The sequence below is a fragment of the Amycolatopsis ponsaeliensis genome (assembly GCF_030182635.1).
Taxonomy (GTDB): domain Bacteria; phylum Actinomycetota; class Actinomycetes; order Mycobacteriales; family Pseudonocardiaceae; genus Amycolatopsis; species Amycolatopsis ponsaeliensis.
In genome coordinates this window covers 1-25,644 of record NZ_JAPZLD010000011.1, presented here as the reverse complement: position 1 = coordinate 25,644, position 25,644 = coordinate 1, and the positions used below count along the sequence as shown (strand labels likewise).

26 protein-coding genes are annotated in these 25,644 nt (G+C 70.5%); 18 read left to right on the top strand and 8 right to left on the bottom strand.

The annotated features are described in order from the left end of the window. Positions 1-35 precede the first annotated feature (35 nt). From QQ657_RS18005 to QQ657_RS17960, 10 genes are all read left to right on the top strand, one after another. A complete protein-coding gene (locus QQ657_RS18005) occupies positions 36-1,361 on the top strand; it encodes a histidine kinase (RefSeq protein ID WP_284743320.1) in 1,326 nt (441 codons plus the stop codon). Between the two features lie 20 nt (positions 1,362-1,381). Next, on the top strand, positions 1,382-2,227 hold the full coding sequence (locus tag QQ657_RS18000) for a S49 family peptidase (protein ID WP_284743319.1): 846 nt from the start codon (positions 1,382-1,384) through the stop codon (positions 2,225-2,227). A 158-nt stretch (positions 2,228-2,385) separates the two neighbouring features. Continuing rightward, on the top strand, positions 2,386-3,777 hold the full coding sequence (locus QQ657_RS17995; protein WP_284743318.1) for a carbohydrate-binding protein: 1,392 nt from the start codon (positions 2,386-2,388) through the stop codon (positions 3,775-3,777). Positions 3,778-3,869: 92 nt separating this feature from the next. Beyond that, positions 3,870-4,706: a LytR/AlgR family response regulator transcription factor gene (locus tag QQ657_RS17990; RefSeq protein WP_284743317.1), complete on the top strand. Its 837-nt coding sequence runs from the start codon at positions 3,870-3,872 to the stop codon at positions 4,704-4,706. Between the two features lie 13 nt (positions 4,707-4,719). Further along, positions 4,720-5,253 carry a hypothetical protein gene (locus QQ657_RS17985; RefSeq protein ID WP_284743316.1) on the top strand — a complete coding sequence of 178 codons (534 nt, stop codon included), beginning with the start codon at positions 4,720-4,722 and terminating at the stop codon, positions 5,251-5,253. Positions 5,254-5,283: 30 nt separating this feature from the next. After that, positions 5,284-7,074 carry a sodium/solute symporter gene (locus QQ657_RS17980; RefSeq protein ID WP_284743315.1) on the top strand — a complete coding sequence of 597 codons (1,791 nt, stop codon included), beginning with the start codon at positions 5,284-5,286 and terminating at the stop codon, positions 7,072-7,074. Positions 7,075-7,201: 127 nt separating this feature from the next. Then, positions 7,202-7,552 carry a DUF485 domain-containing protein gene (locus QQ657_RS17975; RefSeq protein ID WP_284743314.1) on the top strand — a complete coding sequence of 117 codons (351 nt, stop codon included), beginning with the start codon at positions 7,202-7,204 and terminating at the stop codon, positions 7,550-7,552. Continuing rightward, a complete protein-coding gene (locus QQ657_RS17970; protein ID WP_284743313.1) occupies positions 7,549-9,177 on the top strand; it encodes a monocarboxylic acid transporter in 1,629 nt (542 codons plus the stop codon). The genes QQ657_RS17975 and QQ657_RS17970 overlap by 4 nt, the downstream gene beginning before the upstream one ends. Before the next feature lie 84 nt (positions 9,178-9,261). Then, complete coding sequence (locus QQ657_RS17965) at positions 9,262-9,621, top strand: rhodanese-like domain-containing protein (protein ID WP_284743312.1); 360 nt, start codon at positions 9,262-9,264, stop codon at positions 9,619-9,621. A gap of 2 nt (positions 9,622-9,623) precedes the next feature. Beyond that, on the top strand, positions 9,624-10,661 hold the full coding sequence (locus tag QQ657_RS17960; RefSeq protein ID WP_284743311.1) for a DUF4328 domain-containing protein: 1,038 nt from the start codon (positions 9,624-9,626) through the stop codon (positions 10,659-10,661). On the opposite strand, the gene QQ657_RS17955 is transcribed toward QQ657_RS17960, so the two are convergent. Continuing rightward, entirely contained in the window at positions 10,658-11,248 is a 591-nt protein-coding gene (locus QQ657_RS17955) for a TetR/AcrR family transcriptional regulator (protein WP_284743310.1), read from the bottom strand. The genes QQ657_RS17960 and QQ657_RS17955 overlap by 4 nt on opposite strands. A 97-nt stretch (positions 11,249-11,345) precedes the next feature. Between QQ657_RS17955 and QQ657_RS17950 the strand changes: the two genes are divergently transcribed. Both QQ657_RS17950 and mca read left to right on the top strand, forming a co-directional pair. Then, the gene (locus QQ657_RS17950) at positions 11,346-12,695 is read left to right on the top strand and encodes a DHA2 family efflux MFS transporter permease subunit (protein ID WP_284743309.1); all 1,350 of its coding nucleotides are present in this window, start codon (positions 11,346-11,348) and stop codon (positions 12,693-12,695) included. Beyond that, positions 12,692-13,537: a mycothiol conjugate amidase Mca gene (mca, locus tag QQ657_RS17945; RefSeq protein ID WP_284743308.1), complete on the top strand. Its 846-nt coding sequence runs from the start codon at positions 12,692-12,694 to the stop codon at positions 13,535-13,537. Before QQ657_RS17950 ends, mca begins: the two co-directional genes overlap by 4 nt. A 205-nt stretch (positions 13,538-13,742) precedes the next feature. On the opposite strand, the gene QQ657_RS17940 is transcribed toward mca, so the two are convergent. Next, complete coding sequence (locus QQ657_RS17940; protein WP_284743307.1) at positions 13,743-14,909, bottom strand: cytochrome P450; 1,167 nt, start codon at positions 14,907-14,909, stop codon at positions 13,743-13,745. 53 nt (positions 14,910-14,962) lie between these two features. Here QQ657_RS17940 and QQ657_RS17935 point away from each other — a divergent pair, with 53 nt between their 5' ends. The 4 genes from QQ657_RS17935 to QQ657_RS17920 all read left to right on the top strand — a co-directional run bounded on the left by QQ657_RS17935 (position 14,963) and on the right by QQ657_RS17920 (position 18,319). Then, positions 14,963-15,844: a DUF5926 family protein gene (locus QQ657_RS17935; RefSeq protein ID WP_284743306.1), complete on the top strand. Its 882-nt coding sequence runs from the start codon at positions 14,963-14,965 to the stop codon at positions 15,842-15,844. A gap of 589 nt (positions 15,845-16,433) precedes the next feature. Then, a complete protein-coding gene (locus QQ657_RS17930) occupies positions 16,434-16,787 on the top strand; it encodes a DUF952 domain-containing protein (protein ID WP_284743305.1) in 354 nt (117 codons plus the stop codon). A 198-nt stretch (positions 16,788-16,985) separates the two neighbouring features. Continuing rightward, positions 16,986-17,498: a SigE family RNA polymerase sigma factor gene (locus QQ657_RS17925; RefSeq protein ID WP_284743520.1), complete on the top strand. Its 513-nt coding sequence runs from the start codon at positions 16,986-16,988 to the stop codon at positions 17,496-17,498. After that, a complete protein-coding gene (locus QQ657_RS17920; RefSeq protein ID WP_284743304.1) occupies positions 17,495-18,319 on the top strand; it encodes a hypothetical protein in 825 nt (274 codons plus the stop codon). The genes QQ657_RS17925 and QQ657_RS17920 overlap by 4 nt, the downstream gene beginning before the upstream one ends. Before the next feature lie 76 nt (positions 18,320-18,395). Here the strand turns inward: QQ657_RS17920 and QQ657_RS17915 are convergent, their stop codons facing one another. From QQ657_RS17915 to QQ657_RS17905, 3 genes are all read right to left on the bottom strand, one after another. Then, entirely contained in the window at positions 18,396-18,950 is a 555-nt protein-coding gene (locus QQ657_RS17915; RefSeq protein ID WP_284743303.1) for a ferritin, read from the bottom strand. 149 nt (positions 18,951-19,099) lie between these two features. Beyond that, complete coding sequence (locus tag QQ657_RS17910; protein ID WP_284743519.1) at positions 19,100-20,287, bottom strand: arginine deiminase; 1,188 nt, start codon at positions 20,285-20,287, stop codon at positions 19,100-19,102. A gap of 40 nt (positions 20,288-20,327) precedes the next feature. Then, the gene (locus QQ657_RS17905; protein ID WP_284743302.1) at positions 20,328-21,140 is read right to left on the bottom strand and encodes a CPBP family intramembrane glutamic endopeptidase; all 813 of its coding nucleotides are present in this window, start codon (positions 21,138-21,140) and stop codon (positions 20,328-20,330) included. Between the two features lie 22 nt (positions 21,141-21,162). On the opposite strand from QQ657_RS17905, the gene QQ657_RS17900 reads away from it, so the two are divergent. After that, positions 21,163-21,624, top strand: coding sequence for a PPOX class F420-dependent oxidoreductase (locus tag QQ657_RS17900; RefSeq protein WP_284743301.1), 462 nt, complete (start codon positions 21,163-21,165; stop codon positions 21,622-21,624). Here QQ657_RS17900 and QQ657_RS17895 read toward each other — a convergent pair. Beyond that, complete coding sequence (locus QQ657_RS17895; protein ID WP_284743300.1) at positions 21,616-22,410, bottom strand: DUF2470 domain-containing protein; 795 nt, start codon at positions 22,408-22,410, stop codon at positions 21,616-21,618. The two genes, QQ657_RS17900 and QQ657_RS17895, sit on opposite strands and share 9 nt — an antisense overlap. A 135-nt stretch (positions 22,411-22,545) precedes the next feature. Here QQ657_RS17895 and QQ657_RS17890 point away from each other — a divergent pair, with 135 nt between their 5' ends. Then, positions 22,546-23,604 carry a hypothetical protein gene (locus tag QQ657_RS17890; protein WP_284743299.1) on the top strand — a complete coding sequence of 353 codons (1,059 nt, stop codon included), beginning with the start codon at positions 22,546-22,548 and terminating at the stop codon, positions 23,602-23,604. Here the strand turns inward: QQ657_RS17890 and QQ657_RS17885 are convergent. Then, a complete protein-coding gene (locus tag QQ657_RS17885; protein WP_284743298.1) occupies positions 23,571-24,806 on the bottom strand; it encodes an MFS transporter in 1,236 nt (411 codons plus the stop codon). The genes QQ657_RS17890 and QQ657_RS17885 overlap by 34 nt on opposite strands. 184 nt (positions 24,807-24,990) lie before the next feature. Next, positions 24,991-25,644 (bottom strand): IS30 family transposase (locus QQ657_RS17880; RefSeq protein ID WP_284743297.1); only part of this gene is annotated, 654 nt, incomplete at its 5' end.

Here is a 25,644-nt window from a genome sequence, read left to right as displayed (position 1 = left end):
ATCAGGCCTTGCACCCGGTTGGTCGAGCGCAGAGCATGGACGCCGTGTCCGGGTTTCCGCTTGCGCAGGTCGTCCCCTGGGGGGTCGCGGCCCTGCTCGGCATCGTGGTGATCGTTTTGCTCGTCAAGCAGCGCAAGCCGGCCAGTGTGGTGGAGGACGCCATGCTGCAGGCCGTCCACCGGATGTCGAAGGCCGCGCCGAACCTCCGCTCCGGCCTGGACGAGGACGCCGCCGACAAGATCACCACCCAGCTGCTGCAGATGCTCGACTGCGTCGCCGTCGGCATCACCGACAGCGAGGGCACGCTGCTGTCGTGGGACGGCGAGGCGAACGAGCACTACGTCGACCTCGTCGACGCGATCGGCGCGGCCATCCGCAAGCACCGCCGTGAGGTCGTCGCGCACGACCGGATGCCGTGCAACCACCGCGGCACCTGCCGGATGAAGACCGCCGTCATCGTGCCGCTGCTGGTCGAGGGCGAGACCGAGGCGGCGCTGATCGTCGTCGGCCGCACCCGCGGACGCCTGGTGCAGATGGCCGACGCCGTCGCCCAGTTCGTCTGCACGCAGTTCGAGCTGTCCCGGCTCGACGAGTCGAAGCAGCAGCTCCAGCAGGCCGAGATCAAGGCGCTGCGCGCGCAGATCTCGCCGCACTTCGTCTACAACGCGCTCAACACGATCTCCGCGCTGATCCGCACGGACCCCGAAGAGGCGCGAGAGCTGCTTCAGGACTTCGCCGACTTCACGCGCTACTCGTTCCGCTCGTCGGGCATGTTCACCTCGCTCGCCGAGGAGCTGCGCAACATCGACCGCTACCTGACCATCGAGAACGCCCGCTTCGGCGGCCGGCTCGAGGTGCGGATGAAGATCGCGCCCGAGGTGCTCAGCGTCGTCGTGCCGTTCCTGATCATCCAGCCGCTCGTCGAAAACGCGGTCAAGCACGGCCTCGCCAGCAAGCCCAGCGGCGGCTGCGTCACGGTGATCGCGCAGGACCACGGCACCGAGGCGCTGATCAGCGTCGAGGACGATGGCATCGGCATGGACCCGCGGCGGCTGAAGGACGTCAAGAACGCGCACAGCACCGGCGCGCACGTCGGGCTCGGCAACATCAGCCAGCGCATGCAGCAGGTCTTCGGCAACGACTACGCGGTGATGGTCGAGACCGCGCCCGGCGCCGGCATGAAGGTGACGCTGCGGGTGCCGAAGTTCGTCCCCGGCGTCCGCCCGAACATGCCGGACTACAGCTCCGAAAACGACACCGCGCCGGCCGACGTCCCGTCGCAGGGCGGTCCGGTCCAGCTCAACGGCGCCGAGGTGAACGGCGTCAACGGCACCCGGTCGGGCATCCTCCCCATGGGCTGAATCCCGGCTAGCCTGGCGTTATGAGCGTTACGGACAAGCTGGCTTCGCGGATCCCGGTCCTCGCCGACCGCGTGGAGCGCAAGGACGTCGTGGCCGTGGTGAAGCTGCACGGCGTGATCACGCCGTCGCCGTCGCCGCTGGCCAGGGGCGCGATCAACCTCGCCGCGGTGGAGACGGCGCTGACCAGGGCGTTCGGCCACGAGCGGCTGAAGGCGGTCGCGCTGCTGATCAATTCGCCGGGCGGCGCGCCGACGCAGTCCGGGCTGGTCGCGGAGCGGATCCGCCAGCTGGCCGACGAGAAGGGCGTGCCGGTCCTGGCGTTCTGCGAGGACGTCGCCGCCTCCGGCGGGTACTGGCTGGCCTGCGCGGCCGACGAGATCTACGCGCACCGCACGTCGATGGTCGGCTCGATCGGTGTGATCAGCGGCGGCTTCGGGTTCACCGGGCTGCTGGAGCGCTTCGGCATCGAGCGCCGCCTGCACACGGCGGGCGCGAACAAGTCGCGCCTCGACCCGTTCTCGCCCGAGAAGCCCGAAGACGTCGAGTGGCTGAAGAAGATGCACTCCCAGCTCCACGAGCTGTTCGTGAGCTGGGTGAAGGAACGCCGCGGCGACCGCCTGACCGGGACCGAGGACCTGTTCACCGGCGACGTCTGGCTCGGCGCGAAGGCGCAGGAGCTCGGCCTGATCGACGGCTTGGGCAGCCTCCGTCAGATCATCACCGAGCGCTACCCGGACGCCGAAATCTCGGTGGCCGAGCCGAAGCGGCCGTTCCTCGCCCGCCTCGGCATCGGTGCCCCGGCGGCGGCATCGGCGGTGCTGGACGCGGTGACCCAGAAGGCCGCGTGGTCCCGCTTCGGCCTCTGAAACCGGGTGTCCGGTTTGGGTACTTCCGGGCAGACTTTGTGACCTGTATCACTCTTCCCGCGTAACCCCTCTGGAGTTGCCGTGGGGCGTCGGGTGTCCTTGTGAACGGGCTTTGTTGCGATCGGCAACAAATCCGGACGACGAGGAGGTCGTACCCGATGCCCCACTCCCGAAGACTCGCCCTCGGTGCCGTGCTCGGCGCCGCGCTCATCGCCATTCCGCTGACCTTGCCCGCCGCCGCGTCCATCCCGCCGCCCGAATCGGGCTGGACCACGGTCTTCGCGGACGACTTCACCGGCGGCGCGAACACCCTGCCGTCGGGCTCGAACTGGATCATCGACACCGGTCACGCCTACCCCGGCGGCCCCGGCAACTGGGGCACCGGCGAGATCCAGAACTACACGTCGAGCACGTCGAACCTCTCCCAGGACGGCGCCGGCAACCTCCGCATCACGCCGTTGCGGGACGGCTCCGGCACCTGGACGTCGGCGCGGATCGAAACCCAGCGCACCGACTTCAAGCCGCCGGCCGGCGGTGTCCTGCGGATCGAAAGCCGGATCCAGATGCCGAACGTCACCGGCGCGGCCGCGCTCGGCTACTGGCCGGCCTTCTGGGCCCTCGGCGGCCCCTACCGGGGCAACTGGTGGAACTGGCCCGCCGTCGGCGAGTTCGACATCATGGAGAACGTCAACGGGATCAACTCCGTCTGGGGCGTCCTGCACTGCGGCGTCAACCCGGGCGGCCCGTGCAACGAGACCACCGGCATCGTCGCCAACCGGGCGTGCCCCGGCAGCAGCTGCCAGTCGGCCTTCCACACCTACCGCTTCGAATGGGACGCGAGCGTCAGCCCGCAGGTGTTCCGCTGGTTCGTCGACGGGCAGCAGTTCCACTCCGTCAGCCAGAACCAGGTCGACGCGACGACGTGGGCCAACATGACCAGCCACTCCGGTTACTTCGTGCTGCTGAACGTCGCGATCGGCGGCGCGTTCCCCAACAACAACTCCGGCACGACCACGCCGGGCGCGGGGATCGTGCCGGGCCGCCCGATGGTCGTCGACTACGTGACGGTCACCACCCGCGGCGGCGGTGGCGGCGGCACGACCACCCCGCCGACCACGACGACTCCGCCCGGCGGCGGCAGCAGCGCGTACAGCACGATCCAGGCCGAGTCGTACACCCAGCAGACCGGCCTGGCCAAGCAGACGACCAGCGACACCGGCGGCGGCCAGAACATCGGCCCGGCCGGCAACGGTGACTGGGCGCTCTACCCGAACGTCGACTTCGGCGGCAGCGCGGCGACGAACTTCCAGGCGCGCGTGGCGTCCGGGGCCGCGGGCGGGGTCAGCGGGCTGGTCGAGGTCCGGCTGGACAGCCTGTCCAACGCGCCGATCGGCAGCTTCGCGGTCGGCAACACCGGTGGCTGGCAGAGCTGGCGCACCGTCCCCGCGAACATCAGCGGGGTGACCGGGACGCACAACGTGTACGTGACGTTCACGAGCGGCCAGCCCGCCGACTTCGTGAACCTCAACTGGTTCACGTTCGTGCATTGATAGCGAGGGACCCCGCTGGTGGCGGCGTCACCGGCGGGGTCCCGCCACATCAGGCGGACGGGGGCTGGACATTGCACTCGGCAATGGGCAGGATGCGTTTCACTGTGAGTGCTCACGATGACACCCGGAAGCTCGTGGTCCTGGCTGTGGACGACGAGCCTCGAGGTCTGGACGAACTAGTCCACTGCCTGCGCAACAGCCCGCACGTCGCGAAGGTGTTCCCGGCGATCGACGCGTCGGAGGCCCTGCGGCTGCTGTCGACCGACGACCCGAGGCTACGCGACCGCAAGGAGCGTGGCCTGCCGATCGTCGACGCCGTCTTCGCCGATATCGACATGCCCGGATTGTCCGGGATGGAGATGTCCCGCGTGTTCGCCGCGCTCCGGCCCTCGCCGGCGCTCGTGTTCGTCACGGGGCACGCCGAAGAGGCGGTCAACGCCTTCGACCTCGGTGCCCTGGACTACGTGCTGAAGCCGTACCAGCAGGATCGCCTGGACCGCGCGATCTCGCGGGTGATCGAGAAGCTGGCCTCGGCCGCGGCGCCGGCCCCCGGCGCTCTCGGCGGCGAGCCGGGCGTGAAGAACGACGACGAGGTCATCCCGGTCGAGCTGGCGGGCACCACCAAGCTCATCCCGCGCTCCTCGGTCCGCTGGGTCGAAGCGCAGGGTGACTACGCGCGGTTGTTCACCACCGAAGGCAGCCACCTCGTCCGCATCCCGCTGGCCCAGCTGGAGGAACGCTGGGAGAAGGCCGGGTTCGTCCGGATCCACCGGTCGTTCCTGGTCGCGCTGCCGCTCATCACCGAGCTGCGCATGGGCCAGGGCGGCTACCAGGTCGTCATCGGCAACGAGGAGAAGGTGCTGCCGGTCAGCCGGCGGCACACTCGCGCGCTGAAGGACCGGCTGGTCGGTTCGGGCCGGAACGGCTGAGCCGGGCCAGGGCATGAGCGACGACTTCTACGACCGCCGCGCGAACGGCGTGCGAGAGCCCGATCCGACGCTCGGGCGGCGCGTCCGCCCGCAGCGGCCGCTGCCGCAGCCGTCGGAGCAGGCCGTCGTCGAGTCGCTCCCGCCGGCGCCGGAGAACGAGCCGGCACCGAAGCCGGACCACCACGCCCGGCCCAAGCGCGAACGAGTGATCCTCAACGACCCGCGTCGCGGCAGCGGCACCCTGCGCGCCCGGGTCGAGCTGGAAGAGCAGACCAGCTGGGGAAAGCTGCTCGTGAAGGACCACCTGGTGAAGGTCCAGCTGCGCACGGCGTTGCTGCTGGCCGGCCTCGTCGTCGTCGTGTTCGGTTCGCTGCCGGTGCTGTTCTACTTCCTTCCCGGGTTCTCCCGGCTGACCGTGGTCGGCATCCCGGTGGCCTGGCTGATCCTGGGCGTCCTGCCGTTCCCGTTCCTGTTCGGCGTGGGTATCTGGTACAACCGCCTGGCCGAACGCAACGAGCGCGCGTTCGTGGACATGATCGAAAACTAGTTTCCGCACGACTCGTGCGAGGATTCCCCCGTGCAGCTGAACCCGTGGGCCTTGACCGGCATCGTGCTGGTCGCCGTGGTGACGTTCTTCCTCGGCCACCGCTCTTCGCGTTCCGCCACGAGCACGCACGACTTCCTGGTCGCCCGGCGGACCGTGCGGTCCCGCCGCAACGCCGCCGCGATCTCCGGTGAGTACCTGTCCGCGGCGTCGTTCCTCGGCATCGCGGGGATCGTGCTCAAGGACGGCGCCGACGCGCTGTGGTTCCCGATCGGCTTCACCGCGGGTTACCTCGCCCTGATGCTCTTCGTCGCTGCGCCGCTGCGGCGCTCCGGCGCGTACACGCTGCCCGACTTCGTCGAGATGCGGCTCGGCTCGAAGGGCCTCCGCCGGTTCTCCACGGCGTTCGTCGTGTTCATCGGGATCCTCTACATGGTCCCGCAGCTGCAGGGCGCCGGCCTGACGCTGGCGACGATCCTGCCGGTGCCGGTCTGGGCCGGCGCGGTCGTGGTGATGATCCTGGTGGCGTTCAACGTGATCGCCGGCGGCATGCGCGCGATCACCGTCGTCCAGGCCTTCCAGTACTGGCTCAAGCTGTTCGCGATCTCGGTGCCCGCGTTCGCGCTGTGCATGGTCTTCTTCGCCGGCGGCGGCCCGGACGGCTTCCGCCCGCTCGGCGCGGCCGCACCGCCGGTGTTCACCAGCGACACCACAGTGGACGTCCAAACCGACGTCACCCTGCACGTCCGGAGTGACACCTACCTCTGGGCCTACGGGCGCACCGACAACGGCCCAGCCGCCGGGCCGACGCACTGGACCCCGCTGGCCCCGCACGTGGTTTCCGAAGGCACCACGCTGAAGTTCCTGGCCGGCACGCCGGTGCCGGTGGTCAGCGACGCGAGCGCGGACAACGCGAACTGGCTGCACCCGGGGTCGGGCAGCTTCACCGACCTGCTCCAGACGTACTCGCTGATGTTCGCGACGTTCCTGGGCACGATGGGCCTGCCGCACGTGCTGGTCCGCTTCTATACCAACCCCGACGGCAAGGCCGCGCGCCGCACCACCGTGCACGTCCTGCTGCTGCTCGGCCTGTTCTACCTGTTCCCGACGCTGCTGGGCGCACTGTCCCGGATGTACGTCCCGGAGCTGCTGGTCACCGGCAAGACGGACGCGGCGATCCTGCGGTTGCCCTCGGCGATGCTGCCGGGCGTCGGCGGCCAGCTCCTGGGCGCGGTCACCGCGGCCGGCGCGTTCGCCGCGTTCCTCTCCAGCACGTCCGGGCTGCTGGTCAGCGTCGCCGGGGTGGTCTCGACCGACCTGCTGCCCGGCCGGGTCCGCGACTTCCGCGTCGCGACCGGGCTGGTCGCGCTCTTCCCGATCGCGCTGGCGGTCGCGTTGCGGCCGGAGGACATCTCGCTGTCGATCGGGCTGACGTTCGCGCTCGCCGCGTCGACGTTCAGCCCGCTGCTGGTGCTGGGCATCTGGTGGCGCAAGCTGTCCTGGCCGGGTGCGCTGGCGGGGATGTTCGTCGGCGGCGGGCTCGTGCTGGCCGCGCTGATCGTCAACGTCGTGAGCGGCTACACCGGCGGCTGGGCGCCGTGGTTCGTCAACCAGCCGGCGCTGATCACCGTGCCGGCCGCGTTCGTGACGACGTACTTCGTCAGCCGCGCGACCGGGTACGGCCGGCCGGACCACGTGCACGACATCATGCTGCGGTTGCACGCGCCCGATCCGCTCGGCTTCATGCGGGACAGGGCGGTCGCGCGATTCGGACAAGCCGAAGAAAAGACGCGAATCGCCGGCCGGGGCCGGCACCGCAAGTAACGCGCTGACAGTCAGTAAGAAAGTATTACCCGATCGAGGGATTACGAACAACACGGTCGCCCCATACGTTCCGTTGGTTTCTGCCAGTACGGCCAGTACGAAAACGGAAAAGAGGTGGAGATCCGCTGTGAGCAGCACCGAACACGACGTCGGTGGCGCGGAGCCGCAGACCGACTGGGAGAGCATCCAGGGGAGTCCCGAATTCACGGACCTGCGCCGCCGATTGCGGGTGTTCGTGTTCCCGATGACCGCGCTGTTCCTGCTTTGGTACCTCCTGTACGTGCTCCTCGCCGACTACGCGCACGGCTTCATGAGCACCAAGCTGGTCGGCAACATCAACGTCGGCCTGGTCTTCGGCCTCCTGCAGTTCGTGTCGACGTTCGTCATCACGGGCCTTTACGTCCGCTACGCCAACCGCAAGCTCGACCCGGTCTCCGACGAGATCCGTGCCCAGATCGAAGGAGAGCCCGGCAAATGACCCTCGCGGCGGGCGTGGAGGGCAGCAACTCCACGCTCAACATCATCATCTTCCTGGTCTTCGTCGCGATCACGCTGGTGATCGTGTTCCGGGCCAGCCGGAACACGAAGACGGCGTCGGACTACTACGCCGCCGGCCGCGCGTTCACCGGTCCCCAGAACGGCATCGCGATTTCCGGCGACTACCTTTCGGCGGCGTCCTTCCTCGGCATCGCGGGCGCGATCGCCGTCAACGGTTACGACGGCTTCCTCTATTCGATCGGTTTCCTGGTGGCGTGGCTCGTCGCGCTGCTGCTGGTCGCGGAATTGCTGCGCAACACCGGCAAGTTCACGATGGGCGACGTCCTCGCGTTCCGCATGAAGCAGACGCCGGTGCGCGCGGCGGCCGCGATTTCGACGCTGGTCGTTTCGTTCTTCTACCTGCTCGCGCAGATGGCGGGCGCCGGTGGTCTGGTCAACCTGCTGCTGGGCATCGAAGGCGAGGCCGGGCAGGACGTCGTGATCGCCGTCGTCGGCGTGATCATGATCTTGTACGTGCTGATCGGCGGCATGAAGGGCACCACCTGGGTGCAGATCATCAAGGCGGCGCTGCTGATCGTCGGCGCGTTCGCGATGACGCTGTGGGTGCTCGGCAAGTACGGCTTCAACCTGTCCAGCCTGTTCCAGGCCGCCGTCGACAAGGGCGGCAAGGGCGGCGCGGCGTTGCTCGACCCGGGCAAGCAGTACGGCAAGACGGGCACGACGAAGCTCGACTTCCTGTCGCTCGGCATCGCGCTGGTGCTCGGCACCGCGGGCCTGCCGCACGTCCTGATGCGCTTCTACACGGTCCCGACCGCGAAGGACGCGCGGCGCTCGGTGGTCTGGGCCATCGTGCTGATCGGCGTGTTCTACCTGTTCACGCTGGTCCTCGGCTACGGCGCGGGCGCGATCGTCGGGCCGGACAAGATTTCCAAGGCCCCGGGGACGACGAACGCGGCGGCCCCGCTGCTGGCTTTGGAACTCGGTGGCCCGGTGCTGCTGGGGTTCATCTCCGCGGTCGCGTTCGCGACGATCCTCGCGGTGGTCGCCGGCCTGACGATCACGGCGTCGGCGTCCTTCGCGCACGACGTCTACGCGAACGTGATCAAGAAGGGTCAGATCTCGACCGGCGGCGAGGTCCGCGTCGCCCGGATCACGGCGCTGGTGATCGGCGCGCTGGCCATCGCGGGCGGCATCCTGGCGAAGAGCCAGAACGTCGCGTTCCTGGTGGCCCTGGCGTTCGCGGTGGCGGCGTCGGCGAACCTGCCGACGATCCTGTATTCGCTGTTCTGGAAGCGGTTCAACACCCAGGGCGCGCTGTGGTCGATCTACGGCGGCCTGGTCGTCACGATCGTGCTGATCGTCTTCTCGCCGGCGGTCTCGGGCAAGCCGGTGGACGCGAAGACCGGCAAGAGCGCGTCGATGATCCAGGGCGTCGACTTCCACTGGTTCCCGCTCGACAACCCGGGCCTGGTCTCGATCCCGGCCGCGTTCCTGCTCGGCTGGCTCGGCACGGTCCTGTCGAAGGAGCGCAACGCCAAGAAGTACGCGGAGATGGAGGTGCGCGCGCTGACCGGCGCGGGCGCCGAGAAGGCCGTCACGCACTGATTTCCCGGCGAAAGGGCCTCCCGGTGTCCGGGAGGCCCTTTCTCTTGTCCACCTCACGCGCGGGCAACGCCCCCGCATGGCAGCATGGAGATCGTGGTGAGCCCTGCTGAACTGCCGACCGCCGAGGTCCGCGACCTGCCCAAGGACGGCCTCGTGCTGCTCGACGTCCGCGAAGACGACGAGTGGGCCGCCGGACACGCGCCCGGCGCGGTGCACATCCCGATGGGGGAGCTGCCCGCCCGCGTCGGCGAGCTGACCGGACTGCCCGACGACCAGCCGATCCACGTGATCTGCCGCAGCGGCGGCCGGTCCGCCCGCGCGACCGCGTGGCTCAACCAGAGCGGCTGGGACGCGGTGAACGTCGCCGGCGGCATGGGCGCGTGGCAGCGCGAAGGCCGGCCGATGGTCGGCGAGCACCCCGGCATCGATCCCGAAGTGATCTAGCCTTGCAGCCGGGTCAGTCTCCGATGGGATCCCAGTACCCCCCGGGGTACTGGCCGCGCCAAGCGCCGCCGCCGAACGCCCAGCAGCAGCAGGGCCGGACGCTGGCCGCCCAGCCGGAGCCGTACCCGTACCACCGCCGTCCCGCGCACCGGCCGAAGCTGCGCTGGGTGGCGACCCCGCCGCCGGGCGCGTGGCCGCGTCGCCGCGTGACCCCGCCGGAGCGGTACTACGGGCCGCCGTCGTACCCGGTGCCGCCGCGCTGGGGCTTCCCCAACCTGGTCTGGCGCCGCCCGACGTCGGTGCCCGGCACGGCGTCCGACGAAGTCCGCCCGATCGACCGGATGCCGGTGCTCAGCCGCAGCCTGATCGGCGTCCTCTTCGCGTTCGCCGTCCTCTCCGTGGTCGCCGCGGGCGCGGAGGTCTGGCGGTACGTGCTGCTCGTCCAGGGCCGCGAGTCCGCGCTGAACCGCTCGGTGGTGGCGTTCTCCGACGGCTTCGTGCTCACCGCGGGCCTGCTGGCCTCGATCCTCGCGCTGCTGCCGTCGGGGCTGTCGCTCTGGTGGCTGCTGGTCGCCCGCCGGGCGGCGGCGGACGTCTCGGGCGACGACCCGCCGCGGCCGGTGTGGCAGGTGCTGGTCGGTGTCCTCGTCCCGATCGCGAACCTGCCGATGGCGCTGTCGGTCGCCGGCGAGCTGGAGCACGCGGTGCTGGGCCGCCCGCGCGACGTCCGGCCGAAGCCGTCGCGGCAGGTGCTCGTGTGGTGGGGCGCCTGGCTGCTGAACTGGGTGCTGCTGGGCGTGACGATCGTCTGGCGCTTCCGCGACGACGTCCAGTCGATGGCCGACAGCGTCGTGCTGGTCGCGCTGACCGACCTGGCGGCGGCTGCGCTGGCCGTGGTCACGGCGCTGGTCGTGCGGCGGTTCTCCGCGCTGCTGGCCCCGTCGGACGCGCGGGCTGTGCGCTCGATGCGCGTGCTGAAGGTGGCCGGGGCGCCGGAGCCCGAGCTGCGCAACGCGCGGCCCGCCGGCGCCGCGCGCTAGTACCGGCCGAGCACCGGTTCCAGCTGGTCGAAGGCCAGTTCGGCGGTGGGCCACACCGCGTCGGCGATCCCCTTCTCGTCTTCGAGGGTCCGGTCGGAGACCTCCTGGAAGAGCACCCGCAGCACGGTGGCGAGGTGCGCGGCGGCGAGCACCGGCTCGAGCCCCCGCTCGGGGTGGCGCCGGATCAGGAGGTGTGTGAGGGCGGCCTCGCGCTCGCGGTGCATCTCGTGCAGGGCGTTCGTCAGGACCTGGCTCTCCTTGATCATCCGCACGAATCCGGGACCCGAGAAGCCGACCAGCGCGTGCTCGGCGCCCAGCGCTTCGAAGTAGAGCTCGCGGGTGTCGTGGAAGACGCTGTCGCGGACCAGGGTGGCGGGCCAGGCCGTGAAGTCCGCGCGGATGTCGAAGACCAGGTCTTCCTTGCGCGGGAAGTGGTTCGTCACGGTCATCTTGGCGACCCGCGCCTCGGCGGCGATCTCGGCGATCGTCACGTCCTCGAAGCCGTTGCGGATGAACAGCTTCGTCGCCACGTCCGAGATGGTCTTCCTGGTCTCGTGCTTCTTCTGGGCCCGGAGTCCCTCGCTCATGGGTGTCACTCTACTGGGTCGGACCCAAGATTGTGCTTGACCCAGTGAGTGGGTCGGACCTAATCTGAGGTTCGACCTAATGTTCTGGGGGGTGGATGTGACGACGGCTGTGGCCCGGCCCGACGCGGCTTTGTGGAAGCTCGGTGGCGTCCTGATCATGGGCGCGGTGCTGTCGATCCTCGACGCGACGATCGTGACCGTCGGGATCGACTCGATCGCGCGTGACCTGGGCAGTCCCGTGACGACGGCGCAGTGGGTGGCGAGCGCGTACCTGCTCGCGGCGTCGGCGGCGATCCCGCTGTCGGGCTGGCTGACCGACCGCTTCGGCGGCCGCGCGGTGTGGCTGACGGCGGTGGCGATCTTCACGGCGGGCACCCTGCTGTGCGGCTTCGCGTGGTCGGCTCCGGCGCTCATCGCGTTCCGGGTGCTCCACGGCCTGGGCGGCGGGCTGATGCAGCCGGTCGGGCAGGCGGTGTTCGCACAGGAGGCCGGGCCGGCGCTGGGCCGCATGATCGGGGTGATCACGCTGCCGGCCACGGTGGCCCCGGCACTGGGCCCGCTGCTCGGCGGCGCCCTGGTGGCGGACTTCGGCTGGCGCTGGATGTTCTTCGGCGTCGTCCCGCTGGGCGTGGCGACGTTCGTGGTCGCCCGCCGGCTGCTCCCGGCCCCTGCGCCTTCCGGTGCTCGTGCGCCGTTGGACGTCCGTGGGATTCTGCTGCTCTCGCCAGGGCTCGCCGCGTTCGTCTACGGCCTGGCCGAGGGCGTGGCCATCGCCTGGATGGCCGGAGCTGCGCTGCTGCTGGTGTACGGCATCCACGCGTCCCGGACGCCGTCGCCGGTGCTCGACCTGAAACTCTTCCGGGACAGGGGGTTCACGGTGGCTTCGGTCAGCACCTTCCTGCTGGGCGCGTCGCTGTACAGCTCGATGTTGCTGCTGCCGCTGTACTACGAGCAGGTGGAGCACGCGAGCCCGTGGGAAGCGGGGTTGCTGCTGGCTCCCCAGGCCGTCGGCTCGGCGGCGGTCCTGCTCGCGGGCGGCCGGCTCTTGGCCTGGTTCGGTCCCCGGCGGATGATGCTGGCCGGAATCGGCTTGTCCTTGCTGGGCACGGTCGCGTTCACTCAGCTCGGCTCGGCACCCAGCGGAGTCCTGCTGACGGTCTCGCTCCTGATCCGGGGAGCCGGCCTGGGCGCGGCGACGGCACCGGGAATGACCACGCTGTACGGCTCTCTCGAGCGGTCCCGCATCCCGCGCGCTGCGAGCGCGTTCAACGTGATCAACCGCGTCGGCGGTTCGCTCGGCACGGCCCTGCTGGCGGCGATCCTCCACCACGCACTCACGTCATCGGCGCCTCCCACGGCGTTCGGCACGACGTTCACGTGGGCGCTGGCGCTGTCCGCCTTGACCCTGGTTCCCGCGGCTTTCTTCCCTCGGAGGAGTACCCGATGACCTTCCGTCTCTTGAGCGTCCACGCCCACCCGGACGACGAGTCCAGCAAGGGCGCGGCGACCCTGGCCCGTTACGCGGCCGAGGGCGTCGACGTCCTGGTCGCCACCTGCACCGGCGGCGAACGCGGCGACATCCTCAACCCGGCTGTGGACACTCCCGAAAACCGCGCGGACCTCCCGGCGGTCCGCCGTCGCGAGATGGCCGCGGCAGCCGAGATCCTGGGCGTCCGGCACCGTTTCCTCGGCCTGGTCGACTCCGGCTTACCCGGCGAAGGGGAACCACTACCGGAAGGCTGCTTCGCCGCCCTCCCGTTGTCGACGGCGGCCGCTCCGCTGGTCGCGCTGATCCGCGAGTTCCGCCCGCACGTCGTGATCACCTACGACGAAACCGGCGGTTACCCCCACCCGGACCACATCCGCACCCACGAGGTCACGCTCGAAGCCTTCACAGCGGCCGCCGACCCCACCCGCTACCCGGGCACCGGCGAACCCTGGCGTCCCCAAAAGCTGTACTACCAGGCAACCCTGAGCCGAGCGTGGTTCCAAGCCCTGCACGACGCGACCCTGGCCGCCGGCCTGGAGTCCGCGATGGCTGACGTCCTGGCCGAACTCCCACTCGAAGACCCCTTGCCCGTCACCACCCGAATCCGCTGCGAGTCCCACTTCGCGACGCGCGACCAAGCCCTCCTGGCCCACCGAACCCAGGTCGACCCGGCCCACCCGTTCTTCTCCCACTCCCGCGAAATCGAACGAAAAGCCTGGCCCCACGAGGACTACCACCTGGCCCACCCAACCCCAGGCCCCAACCTGGAGGAGGACCTCTTCACCGGAGTTACCCCATGAGACCCCGTGTCGCCCCTTCAATCACGCGTGATGCCTCCCCAATCACGCGTGATGCCTCCCCAATCACGCGAGATGCCTCCCCAATCACGCGTGATGCCTCCCCAATCACGCGAGATCCCCCTCCAATCACGCGAGATCCGCCTCCGATCACGCGAGTTCCGTGTCCAGTCACGCGAGATCCGCCCCGGATCACGCCGGATCCGGCTCACACCGTGACGCGAAGCTCCCGCAGACCCCGGATCACGAACTCGGGCCGTCGCCGCGGAGCCTCGGCGATCCGCAATCCCGGCAGCTTCGCGGCCAGCGCACTCAACGCCGCGGCGATCTCCACCCGAGCGAGAGGAGCCCCCACGCAGTAGTGGATCCCCAGGCCGAACCCGAGGTGCGCGTTCGGCGTCCGTCCGATGTCGAGGGTGTCCGGCGCGTCGAACACCTTCGGATCGCGAGCCGCGGCACCCAGCAGCGCGCCGATCTTCTGCCCCTGCGGGACGACATGTCCGCAGATCGACACGTCCTCGGTCGCCGTCCGCTCGAACAGCTGCAACGGCGCGTCGAACCGGATCAGTTCCTCGACGCAGGAATCCAGCAAGGAAGGAGCCGCCAGTAAGCGTTCCCACTGGTCCCGGTGCGTGAGCAGCGCCGTGATGCCGTTGCCGAGCACGTTGACTGTCGCCTCGTGGCCGGCCATCAGCAGCAGCACCGCGGTCGCGACCAGCTCGTCCGGCGTCAGCTCGCTGCGCAGGAGGTCGCTGATGATGTCGTCCCCCGGGGCGTCGGCGCGCGCCGACGCCACCGACCGGACGTACTCGACGAACTCGGCGGACGCGCGCTCGGCGGCGTCGCGGCCCTCCTCGGGCAGGCCGTACTCGTACATCTTCACGATCGCGTTCGACAGCTCGACCATCCGCGGCCCGTCGGTGCCGGGGACGCCCAGCAACTCGGCGATCACCGCGACCGGCAGTGGCTGGGCGAGGTGTTCGAGGAGGTCAGCGCTGCCGTCGGCGGCGATCGCGGCCGCGAGGTCGCCGACCATGCGGTCGGCGAGCGTCGCGACCATCGGCCGCAGCCGCTGCACGTGGCCGCGGCCGAACGCGCCCGCGATCAGGCGGCGCAGGCGGGTGTGCGCCGGCGGCTCGTTCTCGAGCAGCGAGTTGCGGTGGAGCAGGTTGAACGACGCGAACCGTTCGAGCGGCTGCGCGTCCTGCCAGATCCGGCCCAGCCCGCGATGCCGCAGCACCGCCGACGACGCGGCGTGCGACACCGCCACGGCGAGACCGAGCTCGTCGTGGAAATGGACGTCGCCCTTCTCGCGCATGGCGGCGAATGCCGGGTACGGGTCTTCCAGGAACGCGGGATCGCGGGGGTCGAACACGTCGCGAGACTAACCCTTCGATAGCGTTCAAAGCTGAGCCAGAGGAGGCAGCAGTGGGCAAGGGCGCGCGCAAGAAGGGTCCCAAGCAGGCGACGGACCGCAAGCCGAAGGTGCGCGACGTCTTCGTCGGCCAGCCGTTCGAGGGACTGGTGGCGGAGCCCGAGCTGATCGCGCTGCGCGAGTTCGTGCCGTCCGCGACGGCCAAGCTGACTCTCGCCGACGGCGGCGACGTCACCCTCGGCACCGTGCTGCCGATGGCCGCGGCCGCGTTCGTCCGCTCGGACGGCGAGCGGTACCTCGGCCTGCAGGTGCAGACCCGCTCCTCCGACATCAGCCGCGACCTCGGCCGTTCGCTGAAGTGGCTGCTGGACGCCAAGGAGGGTGACGTCCTCGGCGTGCCGGACACGACGACCCCGCCGTCCGCCGACGAGAACGCCCGCCTCCAGGACTTGCTGACGCCGGGCGCCGAGCTCGACGTCACGCTCCACAAGGACTTCGCCTGGTGGCTGCCGGAGGACGCGGACGCGACCGGCGACGTCGCGGTGTCCCTGGAGCGCGCGAACGCCGCGATCATGCCGACCGAACGGCTGGGCTCGGGTGCGTACTGGGTCCTCGCCGGCGAGAAGGCGCACTTGCGCTGGGTCCGTCCGGAGCCGGAGAACCTGCTGCTCCAGGCGCTGGCCCGGCTGTCCGCGGCCGGCGAGCTCGGCCTCGGCGAGGGTTCCCGCTACGCCGGTTCGTTCCGGGCGCACGGCCTGCTGGTCCCGGTCTGGGACCTCGACTCCGAGGCCCACGCCCGCGAGTGGGCGGACGCCAAGGACGCCCTCGGCACCCGCCTCGAGACGGCCCTGAAGTCCCTCGACGCGGAACCGCTGAACGCGGCCGAGCGCCGCGCCCGCGACGGCCTGATCGGCCGCCAGCTCACCCTGCGCTGACCGCGCGCGAGACGACGCCCGCCGCCGAGCACCCCGCTCGGCGGCGGCCCGATCGCGCGCTGGGCGGCGGCTGACAGATGCGCCGCCCGGGGCGCGCGCGATGGTTATCGCTCGGCTGCGGCCCGCGCGCGGGCCATTATCCGGAGGCAGCCGCGCCTCGCGGCGGCTATCCGGCAGCAGCCCGCTCGCGATGGCTATCGCGCGGCGGCGGTCCGCGCGCGACAGCTATCCGGCGGCAGCTCCCGCCTCGCGACAGCTCCCGCCTCGCGACAGCTATCGACGGCAGCCCCCGCCTCGCGGCGGCTATCCGGCAGCGGCCCGCTCGCGGAGCGGCCTGCCCGCGGCGGCCAGGCCGGACCTGCCCCGGGATAGCCCACCCGCCCGCTGCGCGCGGCGCCAGATCCAGCCGGCTGCTCCAAGCGGCCTCACCGCCGCGCCCGGGCGGCCCAAACCGTCGCCGACCCGGTCGGAAAGCACCGAACCGCCGGTTCGTACCGGTGACCGGAAACCGCTCGATGAGCGTTCAACCAGGCCTTATGTGGCGCACGAGACACCGCCGCCGGATCGCCGTGGTGGGACCATTCTTCGCGTGATACTCCACATCTGCGGGGCGGCCGACTGGGCCGAAGTGGGCGAAGACGGCGAGTACAAGCCGTCTTCACTGGGGGAAGTCGGGTTCGTCCACTGTTCCGACTTCGGCACGGCGCACCTGCCGGCCAACGCGCTCTACCGGGGCCGTACCGATCTGGTGCTGCTCGAGATCGATCCGGCCAAGCTCGACGTCGCCGTCCGGTGGGAAGACGGCGAGCCGCCGCATCCGGCCGGTGTCTGGTTTCCGCACGTCTACGGGCCGATTCCGCACGCCGCCGTCGTCGGTGTGCACCAGTTCGCCGAAGCGGCTGACGGTGGCTTCCGGCTGCCGGACTCGCTCGCGCATCGCTGACGTGGGCAACTCATCACCCGTCCGGGCGTCTACGAATCCGGGCGGGAACGCAGGCAACCTGAGGGGGCTGTGATGCGTGTGCAGGGGGAAAGCGACTGTCCGACCCCGATGGGAGGCGATACGGTGACCGCTGCGGCACCCGTCTTCACCGGGGGAGATACCTGGGTGACCAGCGCAGGCCGAGGGAGGGCCGCGACGTTGCCGGGTGAGCTGGTCGACTTCGGCGACTTCGTGCAGGCCACCCTGCCGGGGCTGCTGCGGTACGGCCACGCGCTCACCGGCAACCCGCACGACGCGGCGGACCTGGTGCAGACCGTGCTGGAGAAGATCGGTTCGCGCTGGACGTACGTGCACGAGAAGACCGGCGACCCGCTGGCCTACGTCCGCCGGTCGATGGCGAACGCGCACGTCAGCCGGTGGCGCCGCACGCGCCGCGAGAACCTCGTGGCCGATCTGCCGGACACCAGCCCGCACGTGCCGGACGACCCGTTCGAGCACGAACCACTGTGGCGCGCGTTACGAACGCTGCCGCCGAGACAACGGGCCGTCATGGTCCTGCGTTACTACGAAGGTCTCTCGGAAGCGGAGATCGCCGGTGCCCTCGGCGTCACACAGGGCACCGTCAAGAGCCAGGCCAGCAAGGCGATCACGTCACTGCGGTCGAAGCTGACCGTTGCCGACATCCAAGGCGAAGGGAGTGACGCGGGTTGAACATCTCCGAGGACGAGCTGGAGCAGCGCCTGCGTGAGCTGTTCGCCGACGAGCGGCTGGACCTGCCGCCACCGCCGGAAGCCGGCACGACCATCGTCGCCGGTGCGCGACGGCGTCGTCGCCGTCGTCAGGGCGTCCTGGCCGTGACCGGGGTCGCGGCGGCCGTGGTGGCCGTCTCGGGCGGGCTCACCATGGTGCGCCTGCACGCCGAGGACGGCACCGCGGTGATGTCCGCCGACGGCTCTTCGATCAGCGTCAAGCCGCCCGAGAACCTCACGGCCGGGCGGCAGCCGCAGACCTCGGTCCCGGGACCGACCAGCACCCAGGACATCGAGGCCTCCTCGCCTCCCGCTCCGCCGACGTCGAAGGCTTCACGGCCGCCGTCGGCCCAGCCGCCGTCGAAGCTGCCGCCCGTGCTGAGCGGGCCGCTGCTCGGTTCGGACGGCTTCGGCACCATCAAGCTCGGCATGTCCGAGACCCAGATCGCCGCGCAGGGCGTCACGCTCACCGAAGCGCAGGCCGGCGCGAGCTGCACCGTCTACACCGCGCAGGGCAGCGGGGTGCCGTCGGTCGCGACCGTCGTGGTCTCGAAGGCAGTCGGGCTCACGGTCGTCACCCCCGAACAGGTCGCGCACACCGCCGAGGGCATCGGCGCCGGGTCGAGCAAGGAGCAGGTGCTCGCGACCTACCCGGCCGCGAAGGACGAGTCGGGGGGCGTCGTCGCCCCGGCCACCGACGCCGCCGACTACCACTTCCGGCTCGGCGACTCCGGGGTCGTGCAGACCAGCCTGATGAGCGTCAGCCAGGACTGCGCCGGCTGAACGCCGGCGACATGCGAAAACCCGGGCTGTCCACAGGGGGAGAGCCCGGGTTTTCGATCCTCGTGGTGGGAGGCTGTCAGAGTGCCCCGCCGGCCACCGGCGGCATCTGCGAGTCGGAGCCGCCGTCGCCGACGGACTCGCGGTGCAGGTGGTTCTCGACCTCGAACAGGTTGCCGTTCGCGCGCTTGACGACGTTCAGCAGCGTGCTCATCTGGGAGATCTCTTCGACCTGCTCCTTGAGGAACCACTGCGTGAACTGCTCGCTGATGTAGTCCTCTTCGGCGCGGGCGGCCTTGGCCATCGCGGAGATGTCGGTGGCGACTTCCTTCTCCTGCTCGAGCGCGAGCTCGATGACCTCGGTGACGCCGGAGAAGTCGTTGCGGACTTCACCCGTGCCGGGGATCTCGACGTGGTGGTCGCGGTCGAGCATGTACTGCACGAGCGCCATCGCGTGGTTGCGCTCTTCGACGGACTGCTTGTAGAAGTGCTTCGCCAGCTGAGGCAGGTCCTCGGCGTCGAACCAGACCGCGAGCGCGATGTACTGCTGGGACGCGTTGAACTCGTTGTGGATCTGCGCCTGCAGCAGTTCATAGAACTTCGAGCGCGGTTCTTTTTTCTTCGTGAGGGCCATGTGAATCAGAATAGATCAAGTTTCACTCGAATGCCACTCGGGACTGGTGATCTACCACCTATTAGGGTTACCATTCCTAAAGAAGACGAACCTAATTTAAGTAAGCCTTCCCTAAATCGTCGAAACCATTTAGGGAAGGCTTACTTCATTCAGCGCAATGGTTCCCGGCGGATCGGGCAGGACATGCACCGCGGCCCGCCCCGGCCGGAGCCCAGCTCGGACCCGGCGATCGGCAGCACCTCGATGCCGGCCGCCTCCAGGCGCTCGTTCGTCTCGACGTTCCGCTCGTAGCCCACGACCACGCCCGGCGCCAGCGCCAAGGTGTTGTTGCCGTCGTCCCACTGCTCGCGTTCGGCCGTCACCGGGTCGAGGCCGGTGTCGATGACGCGCAGCCGGTCGATCTCCATCGCCTCGGCGGCGGCCACCAGGAACGGCGAGGGGCCGGCCACCTTGACGCCGCCGTCGCCGGTCGGGCGGATGGTGAACGCCGTCAGCGAGTCGCGGGCCAGCGGGTACATCACCACCGCGTCGGCGTCGACCATGGTGCACACCGTGTCCAGGTGCATCGTCGCGCGGGACTGCTCGATCGGCACCGCCAGCACGGTGTGGGCGATGCCGTCGGCGAACACCGACCGCGCGAGCGACTCCGCGCCGGCCGCGGTCGTCCGCTCGCCGACGCCGATGGCGAGCACACCCGGCGCCAGCAGCATCACGTCGCCGCCCTCGATCGGCGCCGAATGCGCGCCGTACGCGCGGGCCGCGTGCCGGAAGTACGGGTGGTAGGCGTAGATCAGGTCGAGCACCGCGGTCTCGCGGCGGCGCGCGGGCATGGTCAGCGACGAGATCGCGACGCGGTCGGCGATCCACGCCGACGAGTCGCGCGTGAACAGCAGGTTCGGCAGCGGGTCGACGGCGAAGTCGTGCGGGTGGTTCATCATCCGCACCAGCGACGCGCCCTCCGCGGACGGCAGCTCCTCGAACGTCATCCCGGCCATCAGCACCTCGGCGAGGCCGGGCGCGGTGACGCCGGACAGGTGCGAGCGCAGCGAGTCCGCGAGGTCGCTCCCGAGCCGCCGGTCGTCGACCGCCGCGTGGACGCCGGCCGCGTGGGCGCGGCTGTCTTCGAGGGCCGTTCGCAGCGCGTCGGCCAGCAGCAGTACGTCGACGCCGCGGCTGCGCAGCACGTCGGCGAACGCGTCGTGCTCGGCCTGGGCCCGGTCGACCCACGGGATCGAGTCGAACAGGAGCTGGTCGTTGTTGCGGGGCGTCAGCCTTTTGAGCTCGTTGCCGGGCCGGTGCAGCAGCACCGCGCGCAGGGGTCCGACTTCGCTGTCCACCCGGGGAGGTGTCGTTTCGTCGATCACCCCCCGAGCTTAGTCAGGGCAACCAGGAAACGTGCCCCTTCAGCAGGGCATATCCGACGAAAGAAACGAAGTCGAACAGCGTGTGCGCGGCGACGAGCGGCCACAGCCGGTTCGTCTTCTGCCACAGCCGCCCGAACACCAGGCCCATGATCAGGTTGCCGACGAAGCCGCCGAAGCCCTGGTACAGGTGGTACGACCCGCGCAGCACGGCGGCGCCGAACAGCGCGTTGTTCTCCCGGACGCCGAGCTGCCGCAGCCGGGTCAGCAGGTAGCCGATGACCAGGACCTCTTCGGCGAACGCGTTGCCGAACGCCGACAGCGTCAACGTGATCGGGCGCCACCACGTGTCGTTCAAAGTGGACGGTTGCACCGCCAGGCTGAACCCCAGGTGGTAGGAGATGAAGTACAGCGCGAGGCCGGGGATCCCGATCAGCGCGGCCAGCCCGAGGGTCAGCAGCGCGTCGCGGCCGGGCGACCGGCGGTCCAGCCCGACCTGCGCGATCTTGATCCCGGCGCGCCACAGGAAGTACAGCCCGAGCGCGCCCCAGCCGACCAGCTGGGCGGCCGAGAGCAGCTGCTTGAGCAGGTCGATCAGGCTCGCCGCGGCCTGGGGCACGTTGAGCTGGACCTGCTGCTGGGCCAAGGGCGTCGGCTGCAACAGGGAGTCCACAAGGGACAGCAGGCTGCGCACGCCGGACAGCCCGAGCGTGATGCCGAAGACGATCAGCAGCTCGAGCTTGATCGCGCGGCGCTCCCGCGGGTCGTCGATCGGTTCCGGGAACGCCGGCCGGGCCGGGGCCAGCCACGATCGCGCGGTGAACGTCATGAGCGCACGCTACCTTCGGGGTATGCCGAGGAGCATCGCCACCAACGAAACCGTCGACCGCGCAGCGCTCGTCGAATTCCTGTCCACCCGCCACCGCGCGATCCTGCTGGCCACGAAGGCCGACGGGAGCCCGCAGCTCTCGCCGGTGACCTGCGGCGTCGACGCCGAGGGCCGGCTGGTCATCTCGACCTATCCGAAGCGCGCCAAGGTCGTGAACGTCAAGCGCAACCCGAAGGTCTCGGCCTGCATCCTCTCCGACGAGTGGAATGACCAGTGGGTACAGCTCAACGGGACCGCCGAAGTGCTGGACATCCCGGACTCCGTCGAGCCGCTCGTGGAGTACTTCCGCGCCATTTCGGGCGAACACCCGGACTGGGACGAATACCGCGAAGCCATGGTCAAGCAGGGCAAGAGCATCATCCGCGTGACGATCGAGAGCTGGGGTCCGCTCGCGAAGGGCGGCTTCCCCGCCGAACTAGCCTGACGCACCCCGCAGGAACGGGCAGCCGACCAGCCGCCGCAGCTCCATCGCGAGCTGCGGCGGGCTGTCGACGGACTTCGAGAACGCCAGCCGGACGTCGTGGTCGCCGGCCTCGGACTCGACGCGCAGCCGCAGCCCGAACCGGTCGAGCCCGAGCGGGCGGATCCGGCCGCCGCGCAGCTCCGCCGGCAGGTGCTTGGCCAGCTGCTCGACGACGTCGGAGTGGTCGCTCTCCAGATGTCGCAGCCACTGGGCCTCGTAGTCGTGGAACGGGTCGGGTGGCGCCGCGCTGAACATGTGCGGGCGCAGCGAGTGCGTGCCTTCGGCGTCCGCGAGCACGAGTGACGCCGGGGTGAGCCGCAGCAGCGTGACGCCGTGGCCGACGTCGAGCAGCCGTTCGTCCGGCCGCGACTCGGCGATCGACAACGCCCGCGCGCGGGCCGACACCGGCGAGAGCGGCCGCAGCCAGCCGGTGATCCACAGCAGCCCGCGGATCGGCTCCCGCAGGGCGACCGGCGCCTGGTCGGCGAGCTCGACCATCACGGCCAGCTCGCCGCGCTCGGTCTGCTTGGCCGCGCGGACCATCGCGTGGTCGTCGGGCAGCAGCACGCTCACGCTCCCGCTGTGGTGCACGTGGTGCAGGACCGGGACGACGCGCTCGCCGTCCAGACCGGCGCGTTCGCAGGTGGGCATCAAGGACGCCGGACCGTTGCGGGTCGCGATCGTCTTGGCGCGCTCGGCGGGGTTCGGCGCCGGCGGGCGGCGGATGGATGTCGGGGCCTCGGTCACGGCTCACCTCCTACTTAGGTGAGCCTAACCTGAATCCGGCGGTCTGGATAGTCGCTCGATTGCGGTCCGGGTCACGCGGGCGTTCCGCTGAACGGAGTATCGGTAACGCCGCTGTGCAAAATTCCGAAAAGACCGGTGACCAGTGTCGACACGGTGGGGGCCAGCGTGCAGATCGTCCCGGTTCCCGAACGCGTGCCCGCGTTCGAACTCGACCCCGCGATGCCGTCCGGCGCGCTGCCGATCTTCGGCGAGTACCTCGACCGGATCGGCCGCGACATCGCGAACCAGCGGGTGCTGGCGTGGTTCTTCCTGGCGTTCGGGGTCGCCCAGTTCTTCACCGGGGCCGGGGTGGCGCTGGCGATCGGCACGATCGCCCTGGCCGGCTCGGTCGAGGTGTGGTGGCTCTACCGCGCGTACGTCCGGGTGCCCGAAACGCGGCTGAAGCGGGAGGCGTTCCGGCGGGTCGACCTCACTGCCGACGCCTTGGTCGCGGCGGGGCGGACGGTCGGCCTGCGCCTGCCGGACGGCCGGTGGCTGCGCGTCCGGCTCGACGAGGCGCACCGGTTGCTGGTGGCCGGGCACCGGCGGGTCTGGCTGCTGGGCCGCGGCCCGAAGGTGTTCGTCGGCTTCTCCGGCGTGGTGCGGCTCCGCCGCGCCCGGATCCACGACGCGCCGCCGGCGGGTGCCGTGGCGGTGCCGGAGCCGGCCGGGTCCGCCTCCCCGAGGCTCGATCCCGTGCTGACCGCGCACCGCCGCGAGATCGCCCGCGAGCAGCGCGCGACGGCCGCGTTCCTGCTGGTGCTGGCGGGTTTCGCGAGCTGGGTCCGGCTCGACTTCCCGATCATGGGCTGGGTCGCGTGGACGTTCGCGGCCGGCGCGCTGCTGGGCGCGCTCGTGACCGCGGCGCGCGCGTTCGCCTACCGCCGTCCGCTGCCGGCGGACCACTGGACGGAGCTGCGCGCGGTCCTCGACGGCCCGGTCCGCATGGGCCGCCACGGCACGGCCCGGCTGAGCGGCCTGACCATGCTCGCCGACGGGACGGTGATCGGGTTCCGCCTGCCCCGGGCCGACCCGTCGATGGCGGCGAACATCGCCGCGACGGGCCGCCTGTGGATCGCGGGCGTTCCCCGGCCGGGCGCGGCGAAGACGGGCGTGCCGGGTTACCCGGTGCTCGGCACCGTCTGGCTGGGCTGAGCGGGCGTCCGGTCTCGGCGGGGCAGCAGGAGCGGCGTCCCCAGCACCAGAACCCCGGCGACGCCGATCGCGACGCGCGTGCCGGTGAAGCTCGCGAGCACACCCCAAAGCGCCGTCAACGTGGCGATCGACGCCTTGGTGCTGACCGACCACGCCGAGAGCGTGCTCGCCACGCGGTCCGCCGGCAGCTGCTCGAGCCGGTAGGTCGCGAGCACCGGGTTGAACACGCTGCAGGAGACGATCAAGCCGAGCTCGACGAGCATGACGAAGGCGAGCCCGCCGGGGCCGGCCGGGAGGAAGGCCAGGGCGAGCAGCCAGCACGCCCTGACGGCGCCGGCCACCACCAGGACGGGATGCCTGCCGAACCGCTGGACGAGCCGTGGAGTCAGCCGTGAACCGGCGAGCCCGCCGAGGCACGGGACCGCGAACGCGAGCCCGTACTGCCACGGCGTGAACCCGAGCTGGTTCAGCATCAGCACGGCGAGCAGTGGCTCGGTGCCCATGATCAGGCCGTTGAACACCAGGACGTTGAAGTACAGCGGCCGCAGCCCGGGGTGCGTCAGGATCGTGCGCCACCCCTCGGCCAGGTCCCGCGCGCGCAGGCGAGTGGTCTGCCGCGGGCGCGGTTCGTCCCCGCCGATGGCCCGGATCCCGAGCGCGGAGAGCAGGAAGCTGACGGCGTTGGCGGCCACCGACGTCACCGGCCCGAAGAGCGCGAACGCCGCCCCTCCGAGCGGCGGGCCGAGCGCGGTGGCCGTCCAGCTCGTCGACTCGAACCGCCCGTTCGCGACGAGCAGGTCTTCGGGCGGTACAAGGCCCTTGAGGTAGGCGCCGCTCGCGGAGGTGAAGGTGATGTCCGCCGCGGCGACGATCACGGACACGACGAGGAGCTGGCCGAAACTCAGCGACCCGAGGGCGTAGAGGGCAGGCACGCTGATCAGCGCGCCGAACCGGACGAGGTCCATGGCCACGAGCACCGGCCGCTTGCGCCGCCGATCGACCCAAGGCCCCATCGGCACGGCCACGAGAGCACCGACGGCCGGCCCGACCGCGGCGAGCGTGGAGACGGCCGCGGGCCCGGCGTGCAGCACGAGGATCGCCAGCATGGGAAAGGCCCCGAAGCCCAGCCAGGTCCCGAACGCGCTCACGGCGTAAGCCGTCCACAGCCACCTGAACCGCCGCCCGAGCCGCCTGCGCATCACCGAAGGATCAAAGCGAAAGAGGGGCGCGGGAGCAACCAGCCGCGCGGCGAGCCGTTGCACCACAAGGGTTATCCACAGCCATCGCCGAATGTGGACAGCTCCGCCGCCGGCAGTCGTTTCGGGCTTTTCCGTCGCATCCCGCCGATAGACTGGAGCCGGGGACGCCCCCCTGGGAGGGCGGTTTCTAGCGGTCGTTGCAACATTGCTGTTGGTGGGCGGTGTTGAGTAACTGTGTCACGCGTTCGGCTGGGCTGTCCCAGCCGAGGGTCATCCGGGGGCGGTCGTTGAGCTCGGCCGCGACGGTGTCGAGGTGCCCGGCGGTGTGGGTGGCGAGGTCGGTGCTTTTGGGGAAGTACTGGCGCAGCAGGCCGTTGGTGTTCTCGTTGGAGCCGCGTTGCCAGGGTGCGTGCGGGTCGCAGAAGTAGACCGGCATCCCGGTGGCCTGGGTGAACTGGCCGTGCAGGTGCATCTCGCTGCCCTGATCCCAGGTCAGCGACCGCCGCAGCTGATCAGGCAGCGTCGCGATCTTCGCGATGAGGGCGTCGCGGACCAGGGCCGGGGTGTAGCCGGCGGGCAGGTGCAGCAGCATCACGTAGCGGGTGGTGCGTTCAACGAGGGTGCCGATCGCCGTGCGGTTGAACGCTCCCATGATCAGGTCGCCTTCCCAGTGCCCGGGCACCGCCCGATCCGCGACCTCGGCGGGCCGGTCGCTGATCATCACCATCGGGGTGGCCATCCGCGGCCGCCGCTGGTCCGGGCGCACGTGAGGCCGCCGCTGGATACGGCCGGACCGCAGCCACCCGGCGACCTCACGCCGCAAACCGCCTCGGGCCTGCAC